Here is a 20,844-nt window from a genome sequence, read left to right on the forward strand (position 1 = left end):
CAAAAAACGAGCTTGGAACTATGTCCAAGCTCGTTTTTCTTTAGAAAGAAATGTTAATCTTCATCGCCATCGCTACTTTCATCCGTAGGTGGTTCCGTTGAGTTGTCATCTCCATTACCTCCACCATTATTGCCTCCTGGAGGTTTACTAGGAGGTTTTGGCTTTGTATCCGGTTTTGGATCAGGTTTTGGTTTTGACTCTTCTTTCTTATCTGGATCTCCACGTTTCACAGAGCTAGAAGGACTGGATTCTTTTCCGCTAGCATTTATAGCAGTTACATAGAAAACACCTGTTTCTTGTGAAAGTTTGGTACTCATATTTTTGTCTGCTTGTACAGAAGCAATTTTTTTAGCAGAACTAGAGCTGTTAGCAGCATAGTATACATAGTAACCAATTACATCTTTTTCAGAGCTTGCGGACCAGCTTAAAGTAGACCCAGATACATTAACCCCACCAACTTGCTTGGGTGCTTGGTTATTAACAGGTAGTGAATTGGGCGATAAGACGGTTATGTTCTTTAAAACAGAACTATCCGGCATATATTTAGCGAGTTCTTCAACATTTGCTATATTTAATTTCTTTAAAAACTCAGGTTTCAGCATAGGACCATTCTTTACGAATTCTGATGGAGTAGATCCTAATGGCTCATATGCTACGTCCCCAATTTGAACGTACTTTCCAACAGTTAAACTATCATCAACCTTTGATGGAGCATGTGCAGCATTAAAAAGATCCTCTCCAACAAGTCCAGCTTGACGACATAAGTCAGACGGTAGTAATCCTGAAAGCTTACAATAGCTACGTCTTACAATTCCACCTGGCATTTGGAATCGCTCGCTAGGAGCTATTAATTCAGGGTTTACTTCATGTGCTCCATTTAATAATTGAGCCCAGAGCATTTGGCTTCGCTGTGTTGGTGTATATCCACTAACAGTTCTTAATACGCGTCTTTCGTCATACCCCATCCATAATCCAAAGGTTACATTAGGGTTAGATCCCATCATCCAGATATCTTGAGTATCTTGGGTAGTACCAGTTTTTCCTGCCCAATCTGCATTAAATTGAAGGTTATTTCGAGCAGGTATAGCAGTACCTCTACTAAAGACATCACGCATAGTATCTATCATTAGATAGGCTGTTTGTGGAGAATAGATCTTAACTGGATCTACTTTATGTTCATATACGATTTCTCCATCACTAGTTTCAATTCTCTCAATTAGATATGGCTCGACATAGTTTCCTTCATTTGCAAAAGTTACGTAACCAGCAGTGTTTTCTTCTACAGTAACTCCATAAGTAGGAGATCCAAGTACAGCTGAAGGATATTCAGCATCACCAGGGGTTAAACCAGTAAAGCCTTGTTTGTATAAAAACTCCATTGGTCTCTGAGGTAAGATTTCCATATATCCACGAATTGCTGATAGGTTATGTGAAAGTCTTACCGCATCACGAGCTGTAACTAATCCGTTGTTTACATTATTCCAGTTTCTTGGTTCCCAGTATCCGCCCCCAGGTTGAGCAACTCTTAAAGGAGTATCTGCAAGAACGCTTCCAGGTTGAAGTGTTCCTAACTCATATGCTGGAGCATATCCTAGTAATGGTTTCATGGTAGATCCATTATGTCGATAAGTACTTGTTGCAAAGTTAACAGATGATAAGTTAAAGTCACGTCCACCAATAAAACTCTTAATGGCCCCAGTTTTATTATCAATTAAGACTGCTCCAACTTGTTCTGCGTTATTTTCCATTAACTCTTCTGTATCAGGATTTATTTTCTCTTGATAGCTAAAAGTGCTGTCGAAATAGGCGAAGTTGTCTTTAACCTCTTGCATTTTATCGTAAATGTCTTTATCAATCGTTGTATAAATTCGATAACCATTTTGTCGTAAAGCGGTATCTGCCAATTGGCGATATTCTGTATTCAATTCTGGGTTGTTTTCTAAGTCTGTTAATTCATAGCCATCTTGAACAGCTAGTTGTTCTGAGATAATATTTCTCGCACGTTTTTCAAGTTCAAAGGTAACATGTGGATATTCCTCAATAGCAGAAGTACCAGGCTTCGCTAAATCCTTTGTGATGTCATAAGCAATAGCCTCGTTGTATTGCTCTTCAGTTAATTTACCCATGACATGCATACGATGTAGAACATAACGCATTCTCTCTATCCCTGGTGCTAAACCTTCCTCATCTTTTACTTCAGCTGATCTTGTAAAAGGAGTATAGTAGAACGGACTTTGTGGCAGCCCTGCAATAAAGGCTGCTTGTGGAATTGTTAGCTCACTAATTTGAACGCCAAAAATGCCCTCTGCCGCTGTTTGAGCACCTGCGATATTTCTTCCAGAAGAGTCTCGTCCAAATGGAGAAACATTTAAATAAGCTTCTAGAATTTCTTCTTTCGAAAAGTAATTTTCTAAGCGTAATGCTAACAGAATTTCCTTAGCTTTTCGGTCGAATGATACTTCATTCGTTAACACCTGATTTTTGATAAGCTGTTGTGTTAACGTACTACCACCTGTTTGATTCGCAGAATTTGTAACTTCTTGAACGATTGCGCGGGCAATTGCTTTTGGAACGACCCCTTCATGTTCAAAAAAGTACTCATCTTCTGTCGAAACTAAGGCGTTGATTAAATGCTCGGAAACGTCCTCAAGGTCTACTTCTTCACGAAGTAGATCAGCTCGATACTTCCCTAAGTACACATCATTTGCAAAAAACATCTCGGTTGATTCTTCGTAGTTGTAAATGTTTTTCCTCATATCTTCATAAGATCGAACTGGCTCATCTTTTACAAGCGCAGCAAAGTAACCAGCACCAGCACCACCTGCAAAGGCCGCTCCAATTAATCCTAGAACAAGGAAAATCAATATTAAATTCCACACTACTAAATATGTAATGTTTACGCCTTTTTTCGTGTATTTATTGACAAAAAACCGATAAAAGGACTGTGTTTTTTCTTTGAATCTGTCGTAGTTTGACATCATTTATCTACCCCCCGGCAAATCATAATAATTATAGCATAATGATGTTTTATAGCGACAATCTTTTTACATTTTCCAGTATTTTGTTGACTTTTGTCTTGTTTCTATGGTAAAAAGACTGTATATTATTTTTGGATATTAATAAGTTGAAAGCAAAGATAGGAATAAGTAGTGTATATAGGCATGCTTTAAGAGAGCTGATGGTTGGTGCGAATCAGTACACCTATATAGATGAATTACCTCCTGGAGCATCTTTTGGGAAAAGCACAGTTCGGGCTTAGTAGCAAAAGACGGTGAGAACCGTTACATTTTTGAGTGGGAAAGCATTTAGTGCTTTTCAATTAGGGTGGTACCGCGTTTAAACTCGTCCCTTCTTCGTTATGGAGGGATGGGTTTTTTTGTGTTTAATTTTAGAAAAAGGCACTGTTAAAGTACAAGGTTGATTTTATTATGTCCCTAGCTGTTGATTGGAGCACCAGGCGAAGACTCCTGCGGGAGATAGCGTTTTGTGGAGACCCCACAGGCAAAGCCGAGGAGGCTCCACAAGCGCCCCGCGGAAAGCGAAGCCTGGTGCGGAAATCAACAGCGGTGTTTAAACAGAGTCTAAAAAAGGAGCTTGAATATGAATTTATTAGAGGATTTAAAGTTTAGAGGATTGATTAATCAAGTAACAGATGAAGAAGGACTAGAAAAGCTATTGAGTGAAGAAAAAGTAAAGTTATACTCTGGTTTTGATCCAACAGGGGACAGCTTACACATTGGTCATTTGCTACCAATTTTGACATTAAGAAGATTTCAACAAGCAGGTCACCATCCGATTGCGTTAGTTGGTGGAGCAACTGGATTAATCGGCGATCCAAGCGGAAAGAAAGCAGAACGTACATTAAATACTTCTGATATCGTGGTGGAGTGGTCCAACCGTATCAAGGATCAGCTGTCCCGTTTCATGGACTTTGAAGCTGCTGAGAACCCTGCAGTTATCGCAAACAACCATGACTGGATTAGCGAAATGAATATCATTACATTCTTGCGTGATGTAGGAAAAAATTTCGGGATCAACTACATGCTTGCGAAAGATTCCGTACAATCACGTATTGAATCGGGGATTTCTTACACAGAATTCAGTTACATGATTCTTCAGTCTTTGGATTTCTTACACTTGTACAAAGATGTTAATTGTAAGCTGCAAATCGGTGGTAGTGACCAGTGGGGAAATATCACTGCTGGACTTGAGTTGATTCGTAAATCAGAAGAAAATGCGAAGGCGTTCGGTTTAACGATTCCACTAGTAACCAAAGCAGACGGTACAAAGTTTGGTAAAACAGAGGGTGGAGCTATCTGGTTAGATCGTGAAAAAACGTCCCCATACGAGTTCTACCAATTCTGGATTAACACAGATGATCGTGATGTTATGAAGTACTTGAAATTCTTTACTTTCTTAACAAAGGAAGATATTGAAGCATTAGAAATGGAAGTCAAAGAAGCACCTGAGAAACGCTCTGCTCAAAAGCGCCTTGCGGAAGAAGTGACAAAAATGGTCCACGGGGAAGCTGCATTAGAACAAGCAATTCGTATCTCAAAGGCATTGTTTAGCGGAAGTATTTCTGAGCTATCAGCAGATGAAATTAAACAAGGTTTTAAAGATGTTCCTTCCTTCCAAGTTGAAGGGGAAGAGGAGCTACTGTTAGTTGATTTGTTAGTAATGAGCAAAATTGCGCCATCTAAGCGCCAAGCGAGAGAGGATATCACCAATGGTGCCATCTCGATTAATGGGGAGAAGGAGCAGGATTTAGCTCGTGTTATGACGACAGCGGATCGTATCGAAGGTCAGTTTACGGTTATTAGAAGAGGGAAGAAGAAATACTTTTTAATTAAGTACTAATTGGAGGAAAGAGGCCGGCGGTGATGTCGGTCTCTTTTTTAGGTTGATTTTGAGGTTTGGACGAATAAGTGTGCGAATCGGACGAATGGAGGGGGATTTTGGACGAATAAGCGCGTAAATCGGACGAATGCAGGCGGATTTTAGACGAATTAGGGCGTAAATTGGACGAATGACTGGATGAATAAGCACGTAAATCAGAAGATTCACGCCTAAATTTGGACGAATGAACATAATATCGTATGAATAGACACGCAATAGAGAGAATACTATGTGTAACCTAGTTAGAAAAGCAAAAAAAAGCGCAAAAAAACACCACCGAAATAAATTCGGTGGTGTTTCATTAAGATTAACGAGAGTAGAACTCTACGATTAGAGCTTCGTTAATTTCAGCAGCTAATTCAGAACGTTCAGGTAAACGAGTGAACGTACCTTCTAAACCTTCAGCGTTGAAAGTTAAGTATTCTGGTACGAAGTTGTTTACTTCGATAGCTTCTTTAACAGTGCTTAGGTTGCGTGATTTTTCACGAACACCAATTACTTGACCTGGTTTTACACGGAAAGATGGGATATCTACGCGAGAACCCTCAACTGTGATGTGACCGTGGTTAACTAATTGACGAGCTCCACGACGAGTGCGAGCTAAACCTAAACGGTAAACTAGGTTGTCTAAACGAGATTCTAAAAGAATCATGAAGTTTTCACCGTGTTTACCTTGTAATTTACCAGCAGCATCAAAAATGCTACGGAATTGACGCTCATTTACGCCGTACATGTGACGTAATTTTTGTTTTTCTTGTAATTGTAAACCGTACTCAGAAAGCTTTTTGCGTTGGTTTGGACCATGCTGTCCAGGAGCGTAAGGACGCTTTTCTAATTCCTTACCTGTTCCGCTTAATGAAATGCCTAGACGGCGAGAAAGTTTCCAACTTGGACCTGTATAACGAGCCATGAATGACTCCTCCTTCGTGTTATTATTTGTTGTAAAATAATAACAGATGTGACTCATCTATTAGGAACATTTTGTTTTCATGTATCCTCGCTCTGCAGCAAAGAGTTACACGATACACCTCCGTTTTTCATAACGGGGAACAAAATGAAACAAAACAGCATACCACATAGGCTGCAATATTTTACACAAAGGCTATTATATCGCGAAAATGGATGGAAAGTCAAGGTGGTTTTTGTAGAGTATTGGAGAAAGAGAGAGACACTTTAAATTATAGCATGAATAAATGACCAATTCTAAAGCCATTAAAGTTTCTAGGATCAACATACACCTTCCCAAAACACCTGTGATATAATTTTCAAGACAATAGCTCGAGGTGAATGAAAAATGTATAAAGAGTCTAAAAAAGAAAAGGTTCTACGTTTTATTATTATAGGATTTATCGGATTATTTACCTTATATTTATTTTCTATCCAGTATAGTCCGAATAAAGAAAATCAACATGTGGAAATTCCTGACACGTTTAAACCATTGGCAGTCGTTATTCAAGAGCAAGACGAGAAAAATGAGTTTCCTATCATTACAATGGTAAAGGAGCATGAGGAAAAACCGCTACTTGCTACTTATAAAATTAATCTAACTAATGATTATAAATTTGAAACTATTTATGCGGTGGAATTAAAGTCAGTTCCAACTGCAATGGAAAAGGATGATCACTCAAGTGGAGTCTGGCTTTTGATGAAGGGAGAATGGATTCATTTTAATGAAGAGTTAGTAATGGAACAAGACGTGGAAAAACGAGCGAATGCAGGAGAAGAAGAGACGTTCAAATTGTCGATTGAACTTACAGAAACAGAACAGTACTTACTTAAATTATCTAATGAATCAGGGATAGTGATTCAGAAAGCATTTATAGAAGAACCAATTTCTGTTTTAAAGTTGTCATCTAGTGACGATTTGTGGCTTGTTTTATTCCAAAAAGATACTGTTTTGTTAATTCCATAAAATAAAGCTAGTGAAATCGGGATGGTTACCAGTATAATATAGGTAAATAGTAATGTAAAAGGTGAAAAAATGGACTCTCTAAATAAAATTCTCAAGATAAAAAGTAGAGTATTAGATTTTTTTCTATCGTCTTCAAATTATACCGAAGCTATATTTCTGACAGAGTTGCAAACTATCTTAAAAGAAGAATTAAATGCGGATACAATTGCCATTTCAGTTGAAGAAATTGCACCAATTTACAAACAGAACAAAATTAATGAACATGGTGTCTCATATAGTGAAAAGCTTGATAATAAAGAACATAATTTGAAAAATGTGAATATGCTGCTCTATGGGGAAAACGACTTTCAAGGCTTAATAGAGTTAACGTTCACCTCTTCTAGTATCCCTCTGTCTAAAGAAAGCTTTAATGAACTATCTAAAGAGCTTTCTACTATCTTTCAACAATATAGCGAATACATATATACTAGATTTGAAGAAAAACAATATGAAGAGCTTTATAAAGTGACTTCAAAGTTCCATTCTTCCATGAAAGTAGAAGGCATTTTAACTGAAATTGTTCGAACATTAAGAAATATGTACGAGGATTTTTCTTACCAATTATTACTTACTTCTGATAATGATCATCTTCAGCATTTACCTGTAAAAAAGCTGAATTTTGATGACTCGAATACAAGTGCTATGGAAGCATATGTAACAGGAGAATTGCAGGTAGAAAGCTCATTAATGGATAGAAGAAACTATGTATATGTTCCGATTAAAGGAGAACAAGGTATCTATGGAGTGTTACAAATCATCTCTTTAGACGCTGCCAGATTACCGAATAAAGAGCTTACGTTCATTACACTTCTAGCAAATGCTACAGGTACCGCACTAGAAAATGCTCAATTGTATGAACAATCAAAGCAGGTTATTTCAGACTTACAATTGATTAATGAAACATCGCATCAATTAAACTCTAATTTAAGATTGCAAGAAGTTACAATGTATATGATAAAGAAAATTTTGTATTTCTTCCATGCAAAAGAGGTAGCGTTTATCCTCTTTAAGCAGGAGGGGGCAGAGGTGTTGCCGGGTTCGACTGATTTTTTTCTTCAAGATGATATGGAAGATTATTTATCGGATATCCATGATCACCTGTATGCTGAGGGAGAACCCTTATTTATTGGAGATCTTCGGATACAAGAGCGTCTTACCAAATTACCGTTTTGTTCTTGTATGATTATTCCGATGCATCTCTCAAATGGGGTAAAAGGAGTATGTGTGGTAACACATTCGCTACCGTACTTTTTCAGTTTTGAACAATTTAAATTGCTACAATCCTTGATTCATCATTCAACCTTAGCATTTAGTAATTCTATGCTTCGGGAGGAATTGGAAAAATACGTAATTACTGATTACTTAACTAAACTCTATTCAAGAAAATATTTAGATGACAAGATAAAAAAATCCATGAAATATGATTCATATGGTACATTTATTTTATTAGATATTGACGATTTTAAAAGAGTTAATGACACTTTTGGGCATCAAATTGGTGATACTATTTTGATTCAAGTTTCCCAAATTATTCAGTCTAGCATTCGCGAAACAGATATTGGTGCAAGGTGGGGTGGGGAGGAGCTAGCAATCTACCTTCCAAAGATTAGTCTAAATCAAGGTGAGCAAATTGCAGGAAGGCTAATAAAAAATATAGAAGATCAAACATCGCCACAGGTCACGGTTTCATGTGGTGTCTCTTTCTGGAGCAAGGAAATGCAAGATTCTGCAAGAGATCTTTTCCGGCGTGCGGATTTTGCCCTATACAAAGCTAAGGATTTAGGGAAGAATCGTCTTTGTATCGAGTTAAAAGAATATTGTGGATGAACCACTATCAAAAAAAGCGGACCAATAAATGGGATCGCTTTTTTTTAGGTTATCTTGAAAATAAGGGTAGCACATTAAAGAGCCTGTTGATCTCCGACAGGCTCTTGGTAAGTTTCATTGGCAAAAGGCAGGGGGAGAAATTTAGAAATAGAGTGCTTGTTCAGATAAAAGAAAACGCTTTCATTTTTTAGCGATTTGCCATATGCTAGTAATGGATGGGAAATTGGAAGGGAGAAATTTTTATGGATAAGAAAAAATCTAGGTTTGAGACAGAAGTCATCCATCATGGATATGATAGTTCCATCTATCATGGAAGCTTGGCACCACCAATCTTTCAAACTTCTACTTTTTCTTTTCAAACGGCGCAACAAGGGGAAAATCGTTTTGCAGGTGTTGAGGAAGGATACATCTATTCTAGATTAGGAAATCCGACGGTGAAAATGCTTGAAGACCGCATAGCGGTACTGGAAAATGGGGAAGCGGGGCTAGCCTTTGGTTCTGGTATGGCGGCAGTTTCAGCTGTATTAATTGCTTTGACAAAAAGTAAAGAACATATAGTATGTTCTCAAGGTATTTATGGTTGTACCTTTGGTTTATTACAGTTATTAAAAGAAAAATATGAAGTAACTCATAGCTTTTGTGGGATGCAAACGGAGGCGGAGATTAGAGAAGCAATTCGACCAGAAACAACTTGCATTTACATCGAAACACCGATTAATCCTACGATGGCATTAATCGACATGGAGTTAGTTGTCTCAATTGCGAAGGAACATAATATTAAAGTTGTCGTAGATAATACGTTTTGTTCCCCTTATTTGCAAAAGCCACTAGACATTGGGTGTGACCTTGTTATTCATAGTGCGACAAAATATATCGGCGGTCATGGAGACGTGATTGCAGGATTAATTGTCGGTGCTAAAGATATGATTCAAGAAATTTCAATGACGACTTTAAAGGATATTGGCGGAGTGATGTCTCCATTTGATGCATGGTTACTCATAAGAGGGTTAAAGACTTTACATGTTCGAATGGATCGTCATTGTGACAATGCAGAATATCTTATTGATAATTTAAAGAATCACCCTGCTGTGGAACAAGTCTTTTATCCAGGAGATGTATCAAGTCCATCTTACGCTATTATGAAAAAGCAGATGAAAAGAGGCGGAGGATTAATTTCATTTGCTATTAAAGGTGGAAAGGCAGAGGCACAGCAGTTACTCAACGAATTACATCTAATTAAGATTGCTGTTAGTCTTGGAGATGCGGAAACATTAATTCAGCATCCTGCGACTATGACACATGCTGTCGTACCAAAAGAAAATCGGGAGCAAATGGGTATCACAGACAGTCTTATTCGACTTTCTGTAGGTTTAGAAGCGAAAGAAGATATTTGGCAGGATTTAAAGCAAGCCTTAGACAAACTATAAAAAGCTGACTAAAAAAAGTGTCTAGTTCCCTTCAAAAAAGGGTGCTAGGCACTTTTTTTTATTAGTTTTGACTTAGTAGCATGTCAACGAATTTTTCTAAATAAACTTTATCCACTTCGTCAAAACGGTCTTTGATTGGACTATCAATGTCTAGTACGCCAATAACTTTCCCGTTTTTCACCATCGGTACGACAATTTCTGATTGAGATGCTGCGTCACACGCAATATGACCTGGGAATGTGTGGACGTCAGCAATTAACTGTGTCTTAGCCATCGAAGCTGCAGTTCCACAGACACCACGTCCAAAAGGGATTCTAACGCAAGCTGGAAGGCCTTGGAATGGGCCTAATACTAACATGTCTTCTCCATCTGTTAAGTAAAATCCAACCCAATTGATTTTATCAAGAAATACATTCAATAATGAAGATGCATTCGCTAAATTTGCAACAAAATTTGGTTCATCAGTTATTAATGCTTGGAGCTGTTTTATGACTAATTCATAATTTTCTTCTCGTGTTCCTTTGTAGTTTTCGACTTGAAACATCATAATCCCCTCACTTTTTCCTAATAAAATGCGGAATAAACTACTTATAAGTAGAATTCCTATGTACTTTGTCGACATTTAATAAAAGGATAAACGGTTATTACCTAGAAATCAATAAAAGAGATCACCAAAAGGGGTGAAATGGATGGAAACGACAAAGCAAAGAATAATTGATGCTGCCATTCTATTATTTAATGCAAATGGTTATTCAGGGACGTCTATTCGCGAAATTGCAAAAAGGGCCAAAGTAAATGTTGCACATATATCCTATTATTTTACGAATAAAGCAGGGCTACAAGAATATTTAATAGCCACTTTTCTAGAGGAATATTTATCGGTTTTAGAAAAAATCTATCAGAAACTGACTACTTACTCGGCTAAAGAGTGTGCAATCCTCAGTGTGAAAAATGTGATGGCTTTTCATCGCGAAAATCGTCAACTTGCAAGATATGTCTATCGAGAAATGACATTAGATACAATGCTGGTCCGTGAAGTGATGAGTACTTATTTAATGAAAGAAAAATACTATTTAAAATCCATTTTTGAAAAAGGGAAAAAAAATAAAGAGTTCCAACAGATTTCTATTCCGCTTGTAGTAATGCAATTAAAGAGTATGATTATTATGCCATTTTTACAATCGCAATACTTGGCAGAAGTATGGCATGTCATGCCGTATGAAACCCAGACAGTTGATCAGTATCAAAAGGTCATTATCGAGTGGTTAGAGCATGCTGTTTTTTCTCACCATAGTGTTGGGAAAATTGCCCTTTAATCTAAGTGATCTTGAATAATTTGGTGATATCCTTGAGCTAATCCTTTTATACTATGGGCGTCTGACCCATAAATTAAAGGGATTTTTCTTTTTGCAGCTTCAATTGCAACTGATTGTGGTGGATAAGAATCCAAACATAAGGGTTTTACAAAACCGGCACCATTGTAATCTAATTCATACCCTTTCGCAGCAATTGCATCTAAAATAGGATTTGTATAGTGGTGAATTGGTTGTTGATAAGGGTATTTTCTCTTGAATTTCTCTACAAGTGTTATATGTCCAATTCGATGGGGTTTATATTTCCCAAGATTACTTTCAATGGATTTGTGAAGGGTGGAGAAGTAGGCATCGTAAATCTTATTTACTCCTCCAAAAACATGTATCATTTCACCAAAGTTTTCTTCGCTATAATCCATACAATAATAGGTCTCTTCATGCTGTAAAAAATGAACAGAAAGTATACTGTCATCTAAAAAGTGACCATATTCATTTAGCAATTCCGTCGTTTCCTTTTCAAATCCATCAATATAGTCTACTTCTAAACCGATATTGATAGTTAAGGCTGATGCATAATATGACTGCCACTTCTTCAATTCTTCTAAATAAGCAGGCAACTGGTTTAGCAACATTGCACTATCTTTTTCAGGTGTTGGATCATGGAATGTCAGGGGTAGCGGAGCATGCTCAGTAAAGGAAATTTCCTTGTAATTTAAGTTTATGGCATGTTCAATATACGCAACTAAAGCATCTGTGCTACCATGAGGACAATAGGGAGTATGAACATGTTTATCGATTATCATGAATCTCACCTCACTTACTTGAAGAAATATGTAAAAAAATTTAAAATATTGGTCAAAAAATGTCGTTTACATGGTATCATAAAAACATTGAAATACAAATAAATGGCCTGTATTTTCCGCTTTTTTTAATAGTTCATTCAAAATAATAACAAATAGTGAAATAAGACGGATGAATAGACCGTATTTGTTTCGAATTAATACTATTATAAACGTGTGTTTCAAAAAGATGGACGACTTTTTGAACATTATTTATATATTCACATAACCGTTACACCATCCAGGCAAAAGGGGATTAGGTATGGAAATTATCATTGGAATTTTATTACTTGTAGTTACTTTTTTTAGCGTAAGTTTCTTAAAAAGAAAAAAGATTTATTCAGAAGTGGATCGTTTAGAGACGTGGAAAGTATCGATTATGAACAAACCCGTTTCCGAAGAGCTTTCTAAAGTAAAAGATTTAAATATGACCGGACAAACAGAAGAGCTTTTTGAGAATTGGCGTTTTCAATGGGATGATATTTTATCATCTGATCTTTTAAACATTGAAGAGTATTTATTCGATGCAGAAGATCATGCGGATAAATATCGATTTAAGAAAGCGAAAGAAGTACTAGAAATTGCAAACCAAAAATTAGAAAACATCGAAGAACGCATAAAAGCAATCTTTGAAGAATTAGATGAGCTTATTGAGAGTCAGGCAAAAAGTGTGGAACAGATTGGGAAATTAGAAATAACGTACACAGAGTTGAAAAAGCTACTTCTAAATCAACGTCATCAGTACGGTAGTACTACAGCTCTTTTAGAAAAAGAAATAGATCAATTACAACAAATCTTCTTAGAATTTCATGATAGCATCAATAATGGGAATTACTTGGAGTCAAAGGAATTAGTAACCAAGCTAGCGAAGGAATTAGAGGAGTTCGAGTATAAGGTTTCAAACATTCCAAGTCTTTTAGTGGACTGTCAGTCGGTGATACCAAGCCAGCTGGCTGAAGTGGAGTCAGGCTACAGAGAAATGTTACAAGAGGGGTACATACTCGATCATGTGAATTTAGAAGAGGACATACATAGTTTTAAAGAGAAAATGAACCACATTACGAAGCTACTACTTGAGACAAAAGTGGCAGAGGCAAAAGAAGGCATGGAGCTTATGAAAGAGGATATGGATAAGCTTTATGACAAAATTGAAAAAGAAGTGATTGCAAAGCACTATATTGTAAAGGAATTGCCTTCAGTGCAATCCATTCTTCTGACGTTATCGGAAGCTAGTCAAAAAACGAAAGAAGAAACGTTTATTGTGCAAGAGAGTTATCATTTACAAGCGGATGATATTGATACACAACAAAAGATTGAGCACTCCATGCTAACGCTTATCGACCGATATGAGAAGCTTAGTGCACACTTAGAAAACCAAACAATTGCATTTTCTATTTTAAAAGAAGAATTAGAAGATATCTGTGAGCAAATTAATTCCCTGCAGGAAATTCATAAGCAATATGTAGAAATCCTTATGGCTCTTAGGAAAGATGAAATGGCAGCACGTGATCAGTTAGCTAATCTGAGAAAAATGTTATTTGAAGTGAAGCGTAATATTGAAAAAAGTAATATCCCTGGCTTACCCGAAGCAATATTTAATGAATTAACCCGAGCAAATGAACAAATGAAGAATGTAACTGAAAAGCTTGAAGAAAAGCCATTAAACATTGTTGAGGTTAATGCAATTTTACAGCTAGCTGTGTCATCGGTGGAAAAATGCCATGAGGAGTGTATGGACATACTTGATCATGCCTATCTGGCTGAAAATATTATTCAATATGGAAATAGATATAGAAGTAAACATTCCTTCGTACATGACAGCTTAATTGAAGCAGAACAGTTATTTAGAAATTATGAATACAAGGGTGCGTTAGAAGAAGCTGCTGCTTCGCTCGAGAAGGTAGAGCCTGGAGTACTGAAAAAGATTGAACAGATTCTAGATAAGGAAAGTTAAGAACGTGAACTATTTAAAGTACCTGCTTATCATTGTTTTATGTGTAAGTGGAGCAATTACTTGGTTCACCGTTCTTTCCTCGCCTCAGTTTAAGCAAAATGAATCACTGATTATTCAAGCCCATCGTGCAAGAGAAGGGGATTGGAAAGAACCGTTAACGGTACCGAGCGTACAGCATTCTATAACAAACGCTAACATTAGAGAAGGTCTATCAGAAAAGCATGTAGCAGAACTGAATTTAGTTAATTATCGAGTTGCGATTGATGACCTTCTTACTTACATTGAAAGTAAAGAGAGAGAAGAGTAGGGAAAAGCAATGTCGGTTATTTATCAGAACATTAAATAGAAAAATGCCGCTTGGATAAGTCATCCAAGCGGCATTTTTTATGCGATTCGTTCTTCTGATTTTTTTGTGTTCGGAAGAAAGGAACCGAGAATGATTCCGATTAAAGCTCCGATAATTGCAGGAATTAACCAACCCACACCAGTACTATAAAAAGGTAAGTGGCTGAATATATTTTGAAGGAAAACAATGTTGATATCTGCAACGGCTAAGCCGTCTACGAAGCTTATGATTCCCGTGAAGAAGAGAGAAAAGCCCATTACATAACCATCATTTTTCCATCGATAGAAAGATAAGACGATAAGTACAATTGCTAATGGATAAATCATTATTAATACTGGTAAAGAAAAAGCAATTAATTGATCTAATCCAGCATTTGCAACTACTAAGCTAAAGATGCTTAAAACGATAAGAAAAGTCTTATAGGATACAGAAGGAATAACTTTATTAAAGAATGAACTTGTTGCAGATATTAATCCGACAGATGTAGTTAAGCAAGCAAAAGTGATAGCAACCCCAAGAATTACAGCACCAATGGAACCAAATAAATAGTTTGAGGAAACGGATAAAATTTGTCCGCCATTGGTAGCATTTGCAATAACACTTGAGCTAGTTGCGCCTAGATATGCTAACCCTGTATAAACTAACGCTAATCCGATAGCGGCAATAAATCCAGCTCTTAAGCAAAGGGAGGTAATTGTTTTTTTATCAGTAATACCCTTTTCTTTAATAGCAGAAATCACGACAATTCCGAAAACTAATGCGGCAATTGTGTCTAAGGTTAAATAGCCTTCTAAAAATCCTTTGAAGAATGGAGAACTAGCGTAATCAGCAGTTGGCGCGCCAATATTCCCCATAGGTGTAACAATACTCTTAATCACAACAACACCTATAACTGCTAATAGTAATGGTGTTAAAATTTTCCCGATTCGATCTACAAGCTTAGCTGGGTTTAAAGCCAAGTAAAAGGTTAATCCGAAAAATAGTACCATATATATAAAGAGTGGCCAACCTGCTGAATTTACAGAAGCAGGAAGGAATGGTGTTGCACCAATCTCATACGCCACTGTTCCAGTTCTCGGAATTCCAAAAAATGGCCCGATTGCTAAATACATAATAAAAGAAAAAATAATTCCGAAAATTGGATTTACGCGATTAGCAAGTGTTTGAAGGTCTCCACCTGAATAAGCGATTGCCATAACTCCTAAAAGTGGTAACCCTACCCCAGTGATTAAGAACCCGATGATTGCAGTTGTTAACTCAGTCCCTGCACCTTGTCCTAATAATGGTGGGAAAATCATGTTGCCTGCTCCAAAAAACAAGGCAAATAACATTAACCCCAATACGAGAGTATCTTTATTAGAATATAATTTTTTTGACATAAAAATGTCCTCCTGAAGTAAAAAGTAAAATTGGAAATGATGAATCCGTTTACATCCTACCATAGTTTTGCTGGAATTTGTCGAATAAATTTAAAATTTAACAATTCGGTATATTAGAAAAATTTTGAGATTATATAAAAATCAGACTTGCTCTGTTTTTTAGTGAAAATTATATGATGTAAAGATGAATTTCTAGCTTATTTAATTACTCCTGTCTAGTTATCTTTTCCCGGATTACAAAGTATGCTACCATTAATATTTGCTTAGTAGAAGAAATTATTAATGGAAATGAATGAAACTTTTATAGTTGTACATAAACCTAGGTGAATAGGCTTAGTGTAAAAGTTGGAGGATTTGCAATGATATATTTAGATAATAGTGCAACTACAAAACCATATAAGGAAGTAATCGATTCCTTTGTAACTGTTTCTACGGATTACTTTGGCAACCCCTCCTCCCTTCATGCGTTAGGCGGAGAGACGGAAAAGCTCCTACACCATTCAAGAGAAGTGATTGCTGACCTTTTACAAGTTCATCATAAAGAAATTATCTTTACATCTGGAGGTACAGAAAGTAATAATTTAGCTATTAAAGGAAGCGCTTATAGTAAAAGGCACCAAGGTATGCATATTATTACAACTTCTATAGAACATCCTTCTGTTACAAATGCATTTGAAGATTTAGGTAAAGAAGGGTTTGAAGTGACGATCCTTCCTGTTAATGAGGATGGAAGAGTTACCGCAGAACAAGTGGAGCGAGAAATGAGGAAAGATACAGTTCTTGTTTCCATTATTCATGTGAATAATGAGACAGGAGTGATCCAGCCAATAGATGAGATAAAAGGTATTGTGAAGAAATTCCCGCTTGCATGCTTACATGTCGATCATGTGCAAGGTGTCGGAAAAGTCCCCTTGAATCTTGATGGTATTGATCTTTGCTCTATGTCAGCGCATAAATTTCACGGGTTAAAAGGAAATGGGTTATTGGTGGTAAAGGCTGGGGTGACATTACATCCGTTACTCAGTGGAGGAAATCAAGAGTGGACATTGCGATCTGGAACAGAAAATGTGGCTGGTATAGTCGCAATGACAAAGGCTTTAAGAATGTCGTTTGATAATAATCAAAAACGGAGTGCGGCGTTAATGCAATTAAAGGATTACTTATTGGAGAATTTAAAAGCCAATGGTAGCGCATGGATAAACACTCCTTTAAGAGGATCAGCTCCACATATCGTGAATTTTTCTGTCCCCCAAATAAAATCTGAAGTTCTCGTTCATGCATTAGGCAATAAAAATATTTTTGTATCTACCACATCAGCCTGTTCATCCAAACGAAAAGCACCAAGTAAAACTTTGACTGCAATGGGGTTAAAACAGGACCGTACGGAAAGTGCGATAAGAATAAGTATGACTTACAGTACGACTAAAGAAGAATTAGATATTTTTTTAAGCGAATTAATTAAAGAAATAGCCACTATAAAACAGGTAACGAGGTAGCGAAAAATGAATTATGATCATCTATTAATTAGATATGGCGAAATGTCTACTAAAGGAAGAAATAGAAAAGAGTTTGTGCAAAAGTTAAGCTCTAACATTCTGGGAAAAGTGAAGGAGTTTCCACGCATTGTGATCGAGAAAAGTAGAGATCGCATGTTTATTAAGCTCAATGGAGAGCCGCCTGAACCAATAATTGAAAGGCTTCAAAGTATTTTTGGTATTCATTCCTTTAGTCTAGCAGTTAAAACTAAAACTGAAATTGAAGAGATAAAAGCTGGGGCATTATTTGCTTTAAAAGCACTTCCGTATGAAGGAAAAACCTTTAAAGTATCGGCAAGGAGAGCTTATAAAAACTTCGAACTAGATACTAATGGATTAAATCATGCAATTGGTTCTCATTTATTGATAAATACAGAAAATTTAACCGTTAATGTCAAGCAACCAGATATCAATGTAAGAGTAGAGGTGCGCGAAGATGCTACCTATGTTACCTGTAAGGATATTGTAGGGGCAGGTGGTCTTCCAGTCGGAACAGGCGGGAAAGGGCTGCTTATGCTCTCAGGTGGTATCGATAGCCCTGTTGCCGGATATTTATCCATGAAGCGAGGGATTGAATTACAAATTGTTCATTTTTTCAGCCCTCCATACACAAGTGAGCGAGCAAAACAGAAAGTTATAGATCTGGCCGAAAAGCTCACGGAATTTGGTCCGAAAATTCAATTGCATATAGTTCCTTTTACAGCTATCCAAGTAGCTATCCAGAAACAAGTGCCAGCAAACTATACAATGACATCCACAAGAAGGTTTATGCTGTTAATAGCTGACCGTATCAGAGAACAAGAGAAGGGGCTTGCAATTATAACAGGAGAAAGTTTGGGACAAGTAGCAAGCCAAACCTTACAAAGTATGCTGGCAATTAATGAAGTAACGACCACTCCAATCATTCGTCCGTTGATCACCATGGATAAAACAGAGATCATGGAAATTGCTAAACGAATAGATACGTTAGAGATATCGAACCGACCGTATGAAGATTGCTGTACGATTTTCACTCCATCATCTCCTAAAACAAAGCCGAAAAAGGAAAAAATCAATTTTTATGAAAGTTTCTTTGACATCGATGAGATGGTAAACGATGCAGTAGCCAATACGGAAAAACTTATAATTACTGGAAAAAAAGATAAAGAAAGCAGTGTTTTTAAGGATTTGTTTTAAAAAAAAATCAACTGTGAACAATTACCATTTTCAAAAGATGAATGACGCCATGTGTTTTGACACATTCTATACTCACAAGGAGGTGAAAACACATGGCAAACAACAGTTCAAACCAATTAGTAGTACCTGGTGTACAACAAGCTCTTGACCAAATGAAGTACGAAATCGCTTCTGAATTCGGAGTACAACTTGGTCCAGATGCAACTGCTCGCGCTAACGGTTCCGTTGGTGGAGAAATCACTAAACGCTTAGTTCAAATGGCTGAGCAAAGTTTTGGTGGACATTAAGAAAAAGTAAATAGAAATGGCTACGAGGTGGGGGAAACCCCACCTTTCTTATATTTCGGAGGTGTCTTTTTCTATGAAAGAGCAAAACCAGATTGAAAAACAACAAAAGAAGCAAGGAAGAAAACGTAGAAATGAGCCGAAGCATGCAAAGAACTCGAATGAGCAGTAGTTTTTTAAAAGAGGATGCCTTAAAAGGTGTCCTCTTTTTATATGGAAAAAATTAAAAATAATATTTTTGAAAAACAATTCAAATTATTTGAAAAATTTTGTATGATAAGGGTAGTACATAAAAAAAGGAGATGACTTCATATGTTAAAAGAGGAATTATTAGCTCCGCAAAAGTACAATTTAGTAGAAGAAGTAGAAAAGTATGCAAAAGAAACCGAAAAGATTGCACTTAAATGGGAAAATGAGCAAGGGGAAGTAGAAGAAATTACATATGAGCAATTAATAAAAGCTGCAAATAAAATTGGAAACGCTTTAATTAGTGAAGGATTGAAAAAAGGTGATGTGGTATTAGTAATGATGCCAAGGCTAATCGAGTCTTATCAAGTGTATTTAGGTGCACTAAAAGCAGGATTAGTCGTTATTCCTTGCTCTGAAATGCTGAGAGAGAAAGATCTATCCTATCGAATTGAACATGGTGATGTAAAAGGAATTATCACTTATTATCCATATGTTGAACAAGCTCAAAAACTTGAAGAAGTGAAAGGACTAGTGCGTTTCAGTGTTGGTGGCTTTATAGAATCTGGTTGGATTCATTTGAATGAAGCGATGAAAAAGCAATCAGATGTTTTATCTTTTGCCGATACTTCAAAGGATGATATGGCATTTTTATCTTACACATCCGGTACAACAGGCAATCCAAAAGGTGCGGTTCATACTCATGGATGGGCATATGCTCATTTACGTACGACAGCATCGAATTGGTTAGGAATTGAAGACAATGACGTTGTATGGGCAACTGCAAGCCCAGGCTGGCAGAAGTGGATTTGGAGCCCTTTCCTTTCTACTTTAGGATCGGGAGCAACCGGGTTTGTGTATAATGGAAAATTCGATCCAAACACCTATTTAAAGCTTTTAGAGAAATACGAGGTGAATGTTCTTTGTTGTACACCTACAGAATATCGCTTAATGGCTAAAGTGGATAATTTAGATGCTTATTCTCTCCCACATCTTCATAGTGCGGTATCCGCTGGTGAACCGTTAAATCGGGAGGTAATCGATACCTTTAGACGTCATTTTCAAGTAGATGTGCGAGATGGCTATGGGCAAACAGAAAATACTCTGCTAATAGGTGTTTTAAAGGGAATGGAGATTAAATCTGGTTCAATGGGTAAGCCAACACCAGGTAATCGGGTAACAATCATTAATGAAGATGCGCAAGAATGCGCGGTGGGTGAAGTAGGAGACATTGCGGTTCATATCGAAACACCTGCATTATTTAAGCAGTACTATAAAGATCCTGAACGTACAACAAGCCAATTTAGAGGAGATTATTACATTACAGGGGACAAGGCGAAAAAAGACGAAGACGGCTATTTCTGGTTTGAAGGACGAGGAGATGATATTATCATCAGTTCAGGTTATACCATTGGTCCTTTTGAAGTAGAAGATGCTCTAGTTAAACATCCGTTAGTTCGAGAATGTGCAGTTGTTGCAAGTCCAGATGAAATCAGAGGTAATGTAGTAAAGGCATTTGTTGTTCTCCAAGAAGGAGTAGAACAAGAGGAGTCAAAACTAACTAAATTACTTCAAGAGCATGTTAAGGAACATACTGCACCATACAAATATCCTCGAAAAATCGAGTATGTAGCTGAGTTGCCAAAAACTGCATCAGGAAAAATTAGAAGAATCGAACTTAGACAAAAAGAATTATCCATACATTCACAATAAAGCTTCAGGCAGGTA

Annotated in this window: 16 protein-coding genes and 1 other annotated feature; of the genes, 11 read left to right on the forward strand and 5 right to left on the reverse strand. The window is 36.8% G+C overall.

Translation table 11 applies throughout. The annotated features are described in order from the left end of the window. Nucleotides 1-53: 53 nt before the first annotated feature. Complete coding sequence (locus BK580_RS05615) at nt 54-2,981, reverse strand: transglycosylase domain-containing protein (protein WP_235863999.1); 2,928 nt, start codon at nt 2,979-2,981, stop codon at nt 54-56. A gap of 143 nt (nt 2,982-3,124) precedes the next feature. After that, nucleotides 3,125-3,353, forward strand: a binding site (T-box leader). A 247-nt stretch (nt 3,354-3,600) separates the two neighbouring features. Here BK580_RS05615 and tyrS point away from each other — a divergent pair. Next, nucleotides 3,601-4,860 carry a tyrosine--tRNA ligase gene (gene tyrS / locus BK580_RS05625; RefSeq protein WP_078379382.1) on the forward strand — a complete coding sequence of 420 codons (1,260 nt, stop codon included), beginning with the start codon at nt 3,601-3,603 and terminating at the stop codon, nt 4,858-4,860. Nucleotides 4,861-5,206: 346 nt separating this feature from the next. On the opposite strand, the gene rpsD is transcribed toward tyrS, so the two are convergent. Beyond that, nucleotides 5,207-5,809: a 30S ribosomal protein S4 gene (gene rpsD / locus BK580_RS05630; RefSeq protein WP_078379383.1), complete on the reverse strand. Its 603-nt coding sequence runs from the start codon at nt 5,807-5,809 to the stop codon at nt 5,207-5,209. 384 nt (nt 5,810-6,193) lie between these two features. Between rpsD and BK580_RS05635 the strand changes: the two genes are divergently transcribed. The 3 genes from BK580_RS05635 to megL all read left to right on the forward strand — a co-directional run bounded on the left by BK580_RS05635 (nt 6,194) and on the right by megL (nt 10,104). After that, a complete protein-coding gene (locus BK580_RS05635) occupies nt 6,194-6,811 on the forward strand; it encodes a hypothetical protein (protein ID WP_078379384.1) in 618 nt (205 codons plus the stop codon). A gap of 69 nt (nt 6,812-6,880) precedes the next feature. Beyond that, entirely contained in the window at nt 6,881-8,677 is a 1,797-nt protein-coding gene (locus BK580_RS05640; protein WP_078379385.1) for a sensor domain-containing diguanylate cyclase, read from the forward strand. Between the two features lie 242 nt (nt 8,678-8,919). Beyond that, a complete protein-coding gene (gene megL, locus BK580_RS05650; protein WP_078379387.1) occupies nt 8,920-10,104 on the forward strand; it encodes a methionine gamma-lyase in 1,185 nt (394 codons plus the stop codon). Between the two features lie 61 nt (nt 10,105-10,165). Here megL and BK580_RS05655 read toward each other — a convergent pair whose 3' ends face one another. Continuing rightward, nucleotides 10,166-10,648 carry a GAF domain-containing protein gene (locus BK580_RS05655; RefSeq protein WP_078379388.1) on the reverse strand — a complete coding sequence of 161 codons (483 nt, stop codon included), beginning with the start codon at nt 10,646-10,648 and terminating at the stop codon, nt 10,166-10,168. A 145-nt stretch (nt 10,649-10,793) separates the two neighbouring features. On the opposite strand from BK580_RS05655, the gene refZ reads away from it, so the two are divergent. Then, nucleotides 10,794-11,420: a forespore capture DNA-binding protein RefZ gene (gene refZ / locus BK580_RS05660; RefSeq protein ID WP_078379389.1), complete on the forward strand. Its 627-nt coding sequence runs from the start codon at nt 10,794-10,796 to the stop codon at nt 11,418-11,420. Here the strand turns inward: refZ and hisJ are convergent. Then, nucleotides 11,417-12,220, reverse strand: a complete 804-nt coding sequence (gene hisJ / locus BK580_RS05665; RefSeq protein WP_078379390.1) for a histidinol-phosphatase HisJ — start codon at nt 12,218-12,220, stop codon at nt 11,417-11,419. The two genes, refZ and hisJ, sit on opposite strands and share 4 nt — an antisense overlap. 298 nt (nt 12,221-12,518) lie before the next feature. On the opposite strand from hisJ, the gene ezrA reads away from it, so the two are divergent. Continuing rightward, on the forward strand, nt 12,519-14,210 hold the full coding sequence (gene ezrA, locus BK580_RS05670) for a septation ring formation regulator EzrA (protein ID WP_078379391.1): 1,692 nt from the start codon (nt 12,519-12,521) through the stop codon (nt 14,208-14,210). A 4-nt stretch (nt 14,211-14,214) separates the two neighbouring features. Continuing rightward, nucleotides 14,215-14,517, forward strand: coding sequence for a hypothetical protein (locus tag BK580_RS05675; protein WP_078379392.1), 303 nt, complete (start codon nt 14,215-14,217; stop codon nt 14,515-14,517). Nucleotides 14,518-14,594: 77 nt separating this feature from the next. On the opposite strand, the gene brnQ is transcribed toward BK580_RS05675, so the two are convergent. Then, nucleotides 14,595-15,935, reverse strand: a complete 1,341-nt coding sequence (gene brnQ / locus BK580_RS05680) for a branched-chain amino acid transport system II carrier protein (protein WP_078379393.1) — start codon at nt 15,933-15,935, stop codon at nt 14,595-14,597. Nucleotides 15,936-16,294: 359 nt separating this feature from the next. Between brnQ and BK580_RS05685 the strand changes: the two genes are divergently transcribed. The 4 genes from BK580_RS05685 (at nt 16,295) to mbcS (ending at nt 20,829) form a co-directional block, all read left to right on the forward strand. Continuing rightward, the gene (locus tag BK580_RS05685) at nt 16,295-17,431 is read left to right on the forward strand and encodes a cysteine desulfurase family protein (protein ID WP_078379394.1); all 1,137 of its coding nucleotides are present in this window, start codon (nt 16,295-16,297) and stop codon (nt 17,429-17,431) included. 6 nt (nt 17,432-17,437) lie between these two features. Continuing rightward, nucleotides 17,438-18,646 (forward strand): tRNA uracil 4-sulfurtransferase ThiI, encoded by a 1,209-nt coding sequence (gene thiI, locus BK580_RS05690; RefSeq protein WP_078379395.1) that lies wholly within the window; start codon nt 17,438-17,440, stop codon nt 18,644-18,646. A gap of 92 nt (nt 18,647-18,738) precedes the next feature. Beyond that, the gene (locus BK580_RS05695) at nt 18,739-18,933 is read left to right on the forward strand and encodes an alpha/beta-type small acid-soluble spore protein (protein WP_078379396.1); all 195 of its coding nucleotides are present in this window, start codon (nt 18,739-18,741) and stop codon (nt 18,931-18,933) included. A 309-nt stretch (nt 18,934-19,242) separates the two neighbouring features. Then, complete coding sequence (gene mbcS / locus BK580_RS05700) at nt 19,243-20,829, forward strand: acyl-CoA synthetase MbcS (protein ID WP_078379397.1); 1,587 nt, start codon at nt 19,243-19,245, stop codon at nt 20,827-20,829. Nucleotides 20,830-20,844 lie beyond the last annotated feature (15 nt).

Origin of the sequence: Sutcliffiella halmapala, assembly GCF_002019665.1 — a bacterium.
GTDB lineage: Bacteria > Bacillota > Bacilli > Bacillales > Bacillaceae_I > Sutcliffiella_A > Sutcliffiella_A halmapala.

Excerpts from the sequence above, each read along its gene's own strand:
- BK580_RS05615 (WP_235863999.1), bottom strand. The coding sequence starts at position 2,981 with ATGATGTCAAACTACGACAGATTCAAAGAAAAAACACAGTCCTTTTAT.
- tyrS (WP_078379382.1), top strand. The coding sequence starts at position 3,601 with ATGAATTTATTAGAGGATTTAAAGTTTAGAGGATTGATTAATCAAGTA.
- rpsD (WP_078379383.1), bottom strand. The coding sequence starts at position 5,809 with ATGGCTCGTTATACAGGTCCAAGTTGGAAACTTTCTCGCCGTCTAGGC.
- BK580_RS05635 (WP_078379384.1), top strand. The coding sequence starts at position 6,194 with ATGTATAAAGAGTCTAAAAAAGAAAAGGTTCTACGTTTTATTATTATA.
- BK580_RS05640 (WP_078379385.1), top strand. The coding sequence starts at position 6,881 with ATGGACTCTCTAAATAAAATTCTCAAGATAAAAAGTAGAGTATTAGAT.
- megL (WP_078379387.1), top strand. The coding sequence starts at position 8,920 with ATGGATAAGAAAAAATCTAGGTTTGAGACAGAAGTCATCCATCATGGA.
- BK580_RS05655 (WP_078379388.1), bottom strand. The coding sequence starts at position 10,648 with ATGTTTCAAGTCGAAAACTACAAAGGAACACGAGAAGAAAATTATGAA.
- refZ (WP_078379389.1), top strand. The coding sequence starts at position 10,794 with ATGGAAACGACAAAGCAAAGAATAATTGATGCTGCCATTCTATTATTT.
- hisJ (WP_078379390.1), bottom strand. The coding sequence starts at position 12,220 with ATGATAATCGATAAACATGTTCATACTCCCTATTGTCCTCATGGTAGC.
- ezrA (WP_078379391.1), top strand. The coding sequence starts at position 12,519 with ATGGAAATTATCATTGGAATTTTATTACTTGTAGTTACTTTTTTTAGC.
- brnQ (WP_078379393.1), bottom strand. The coding sequence starts at position 15,935 with ATGTCAAAAAAATTATATTCTAATAAAGATACTCTCGTATTGGGGTTA.
- BK580_RS05685 (WP_078379394.1), top strand. The coding sequence starts at position 16,295 with ATGATATATTTAGATAATAGTGCAACTACAAAACCATATAAGGAAGTA.
- thiI (WP_078379395.1), top strand. The coding sequence starts at position 17,438 with ATGAATTATGATCATCTATTAATTAGATATGGCGAAATGTCTACTAAA.
- BK580_RS05695 (WP_078379396.1), top strand. The coding sequence starts at position 18,739 with ATGGCAAACAACAGTTCAAACCAATTAGTAGTACCTGGTGTACAACAA.
- mbcS (WP_078379397.1), top strand. The coding sequence starts at position 19,243 with ATGTTAAAAGAGGAATTATTAGCTCCGCAAAAGTACAATTTAGTAGAA.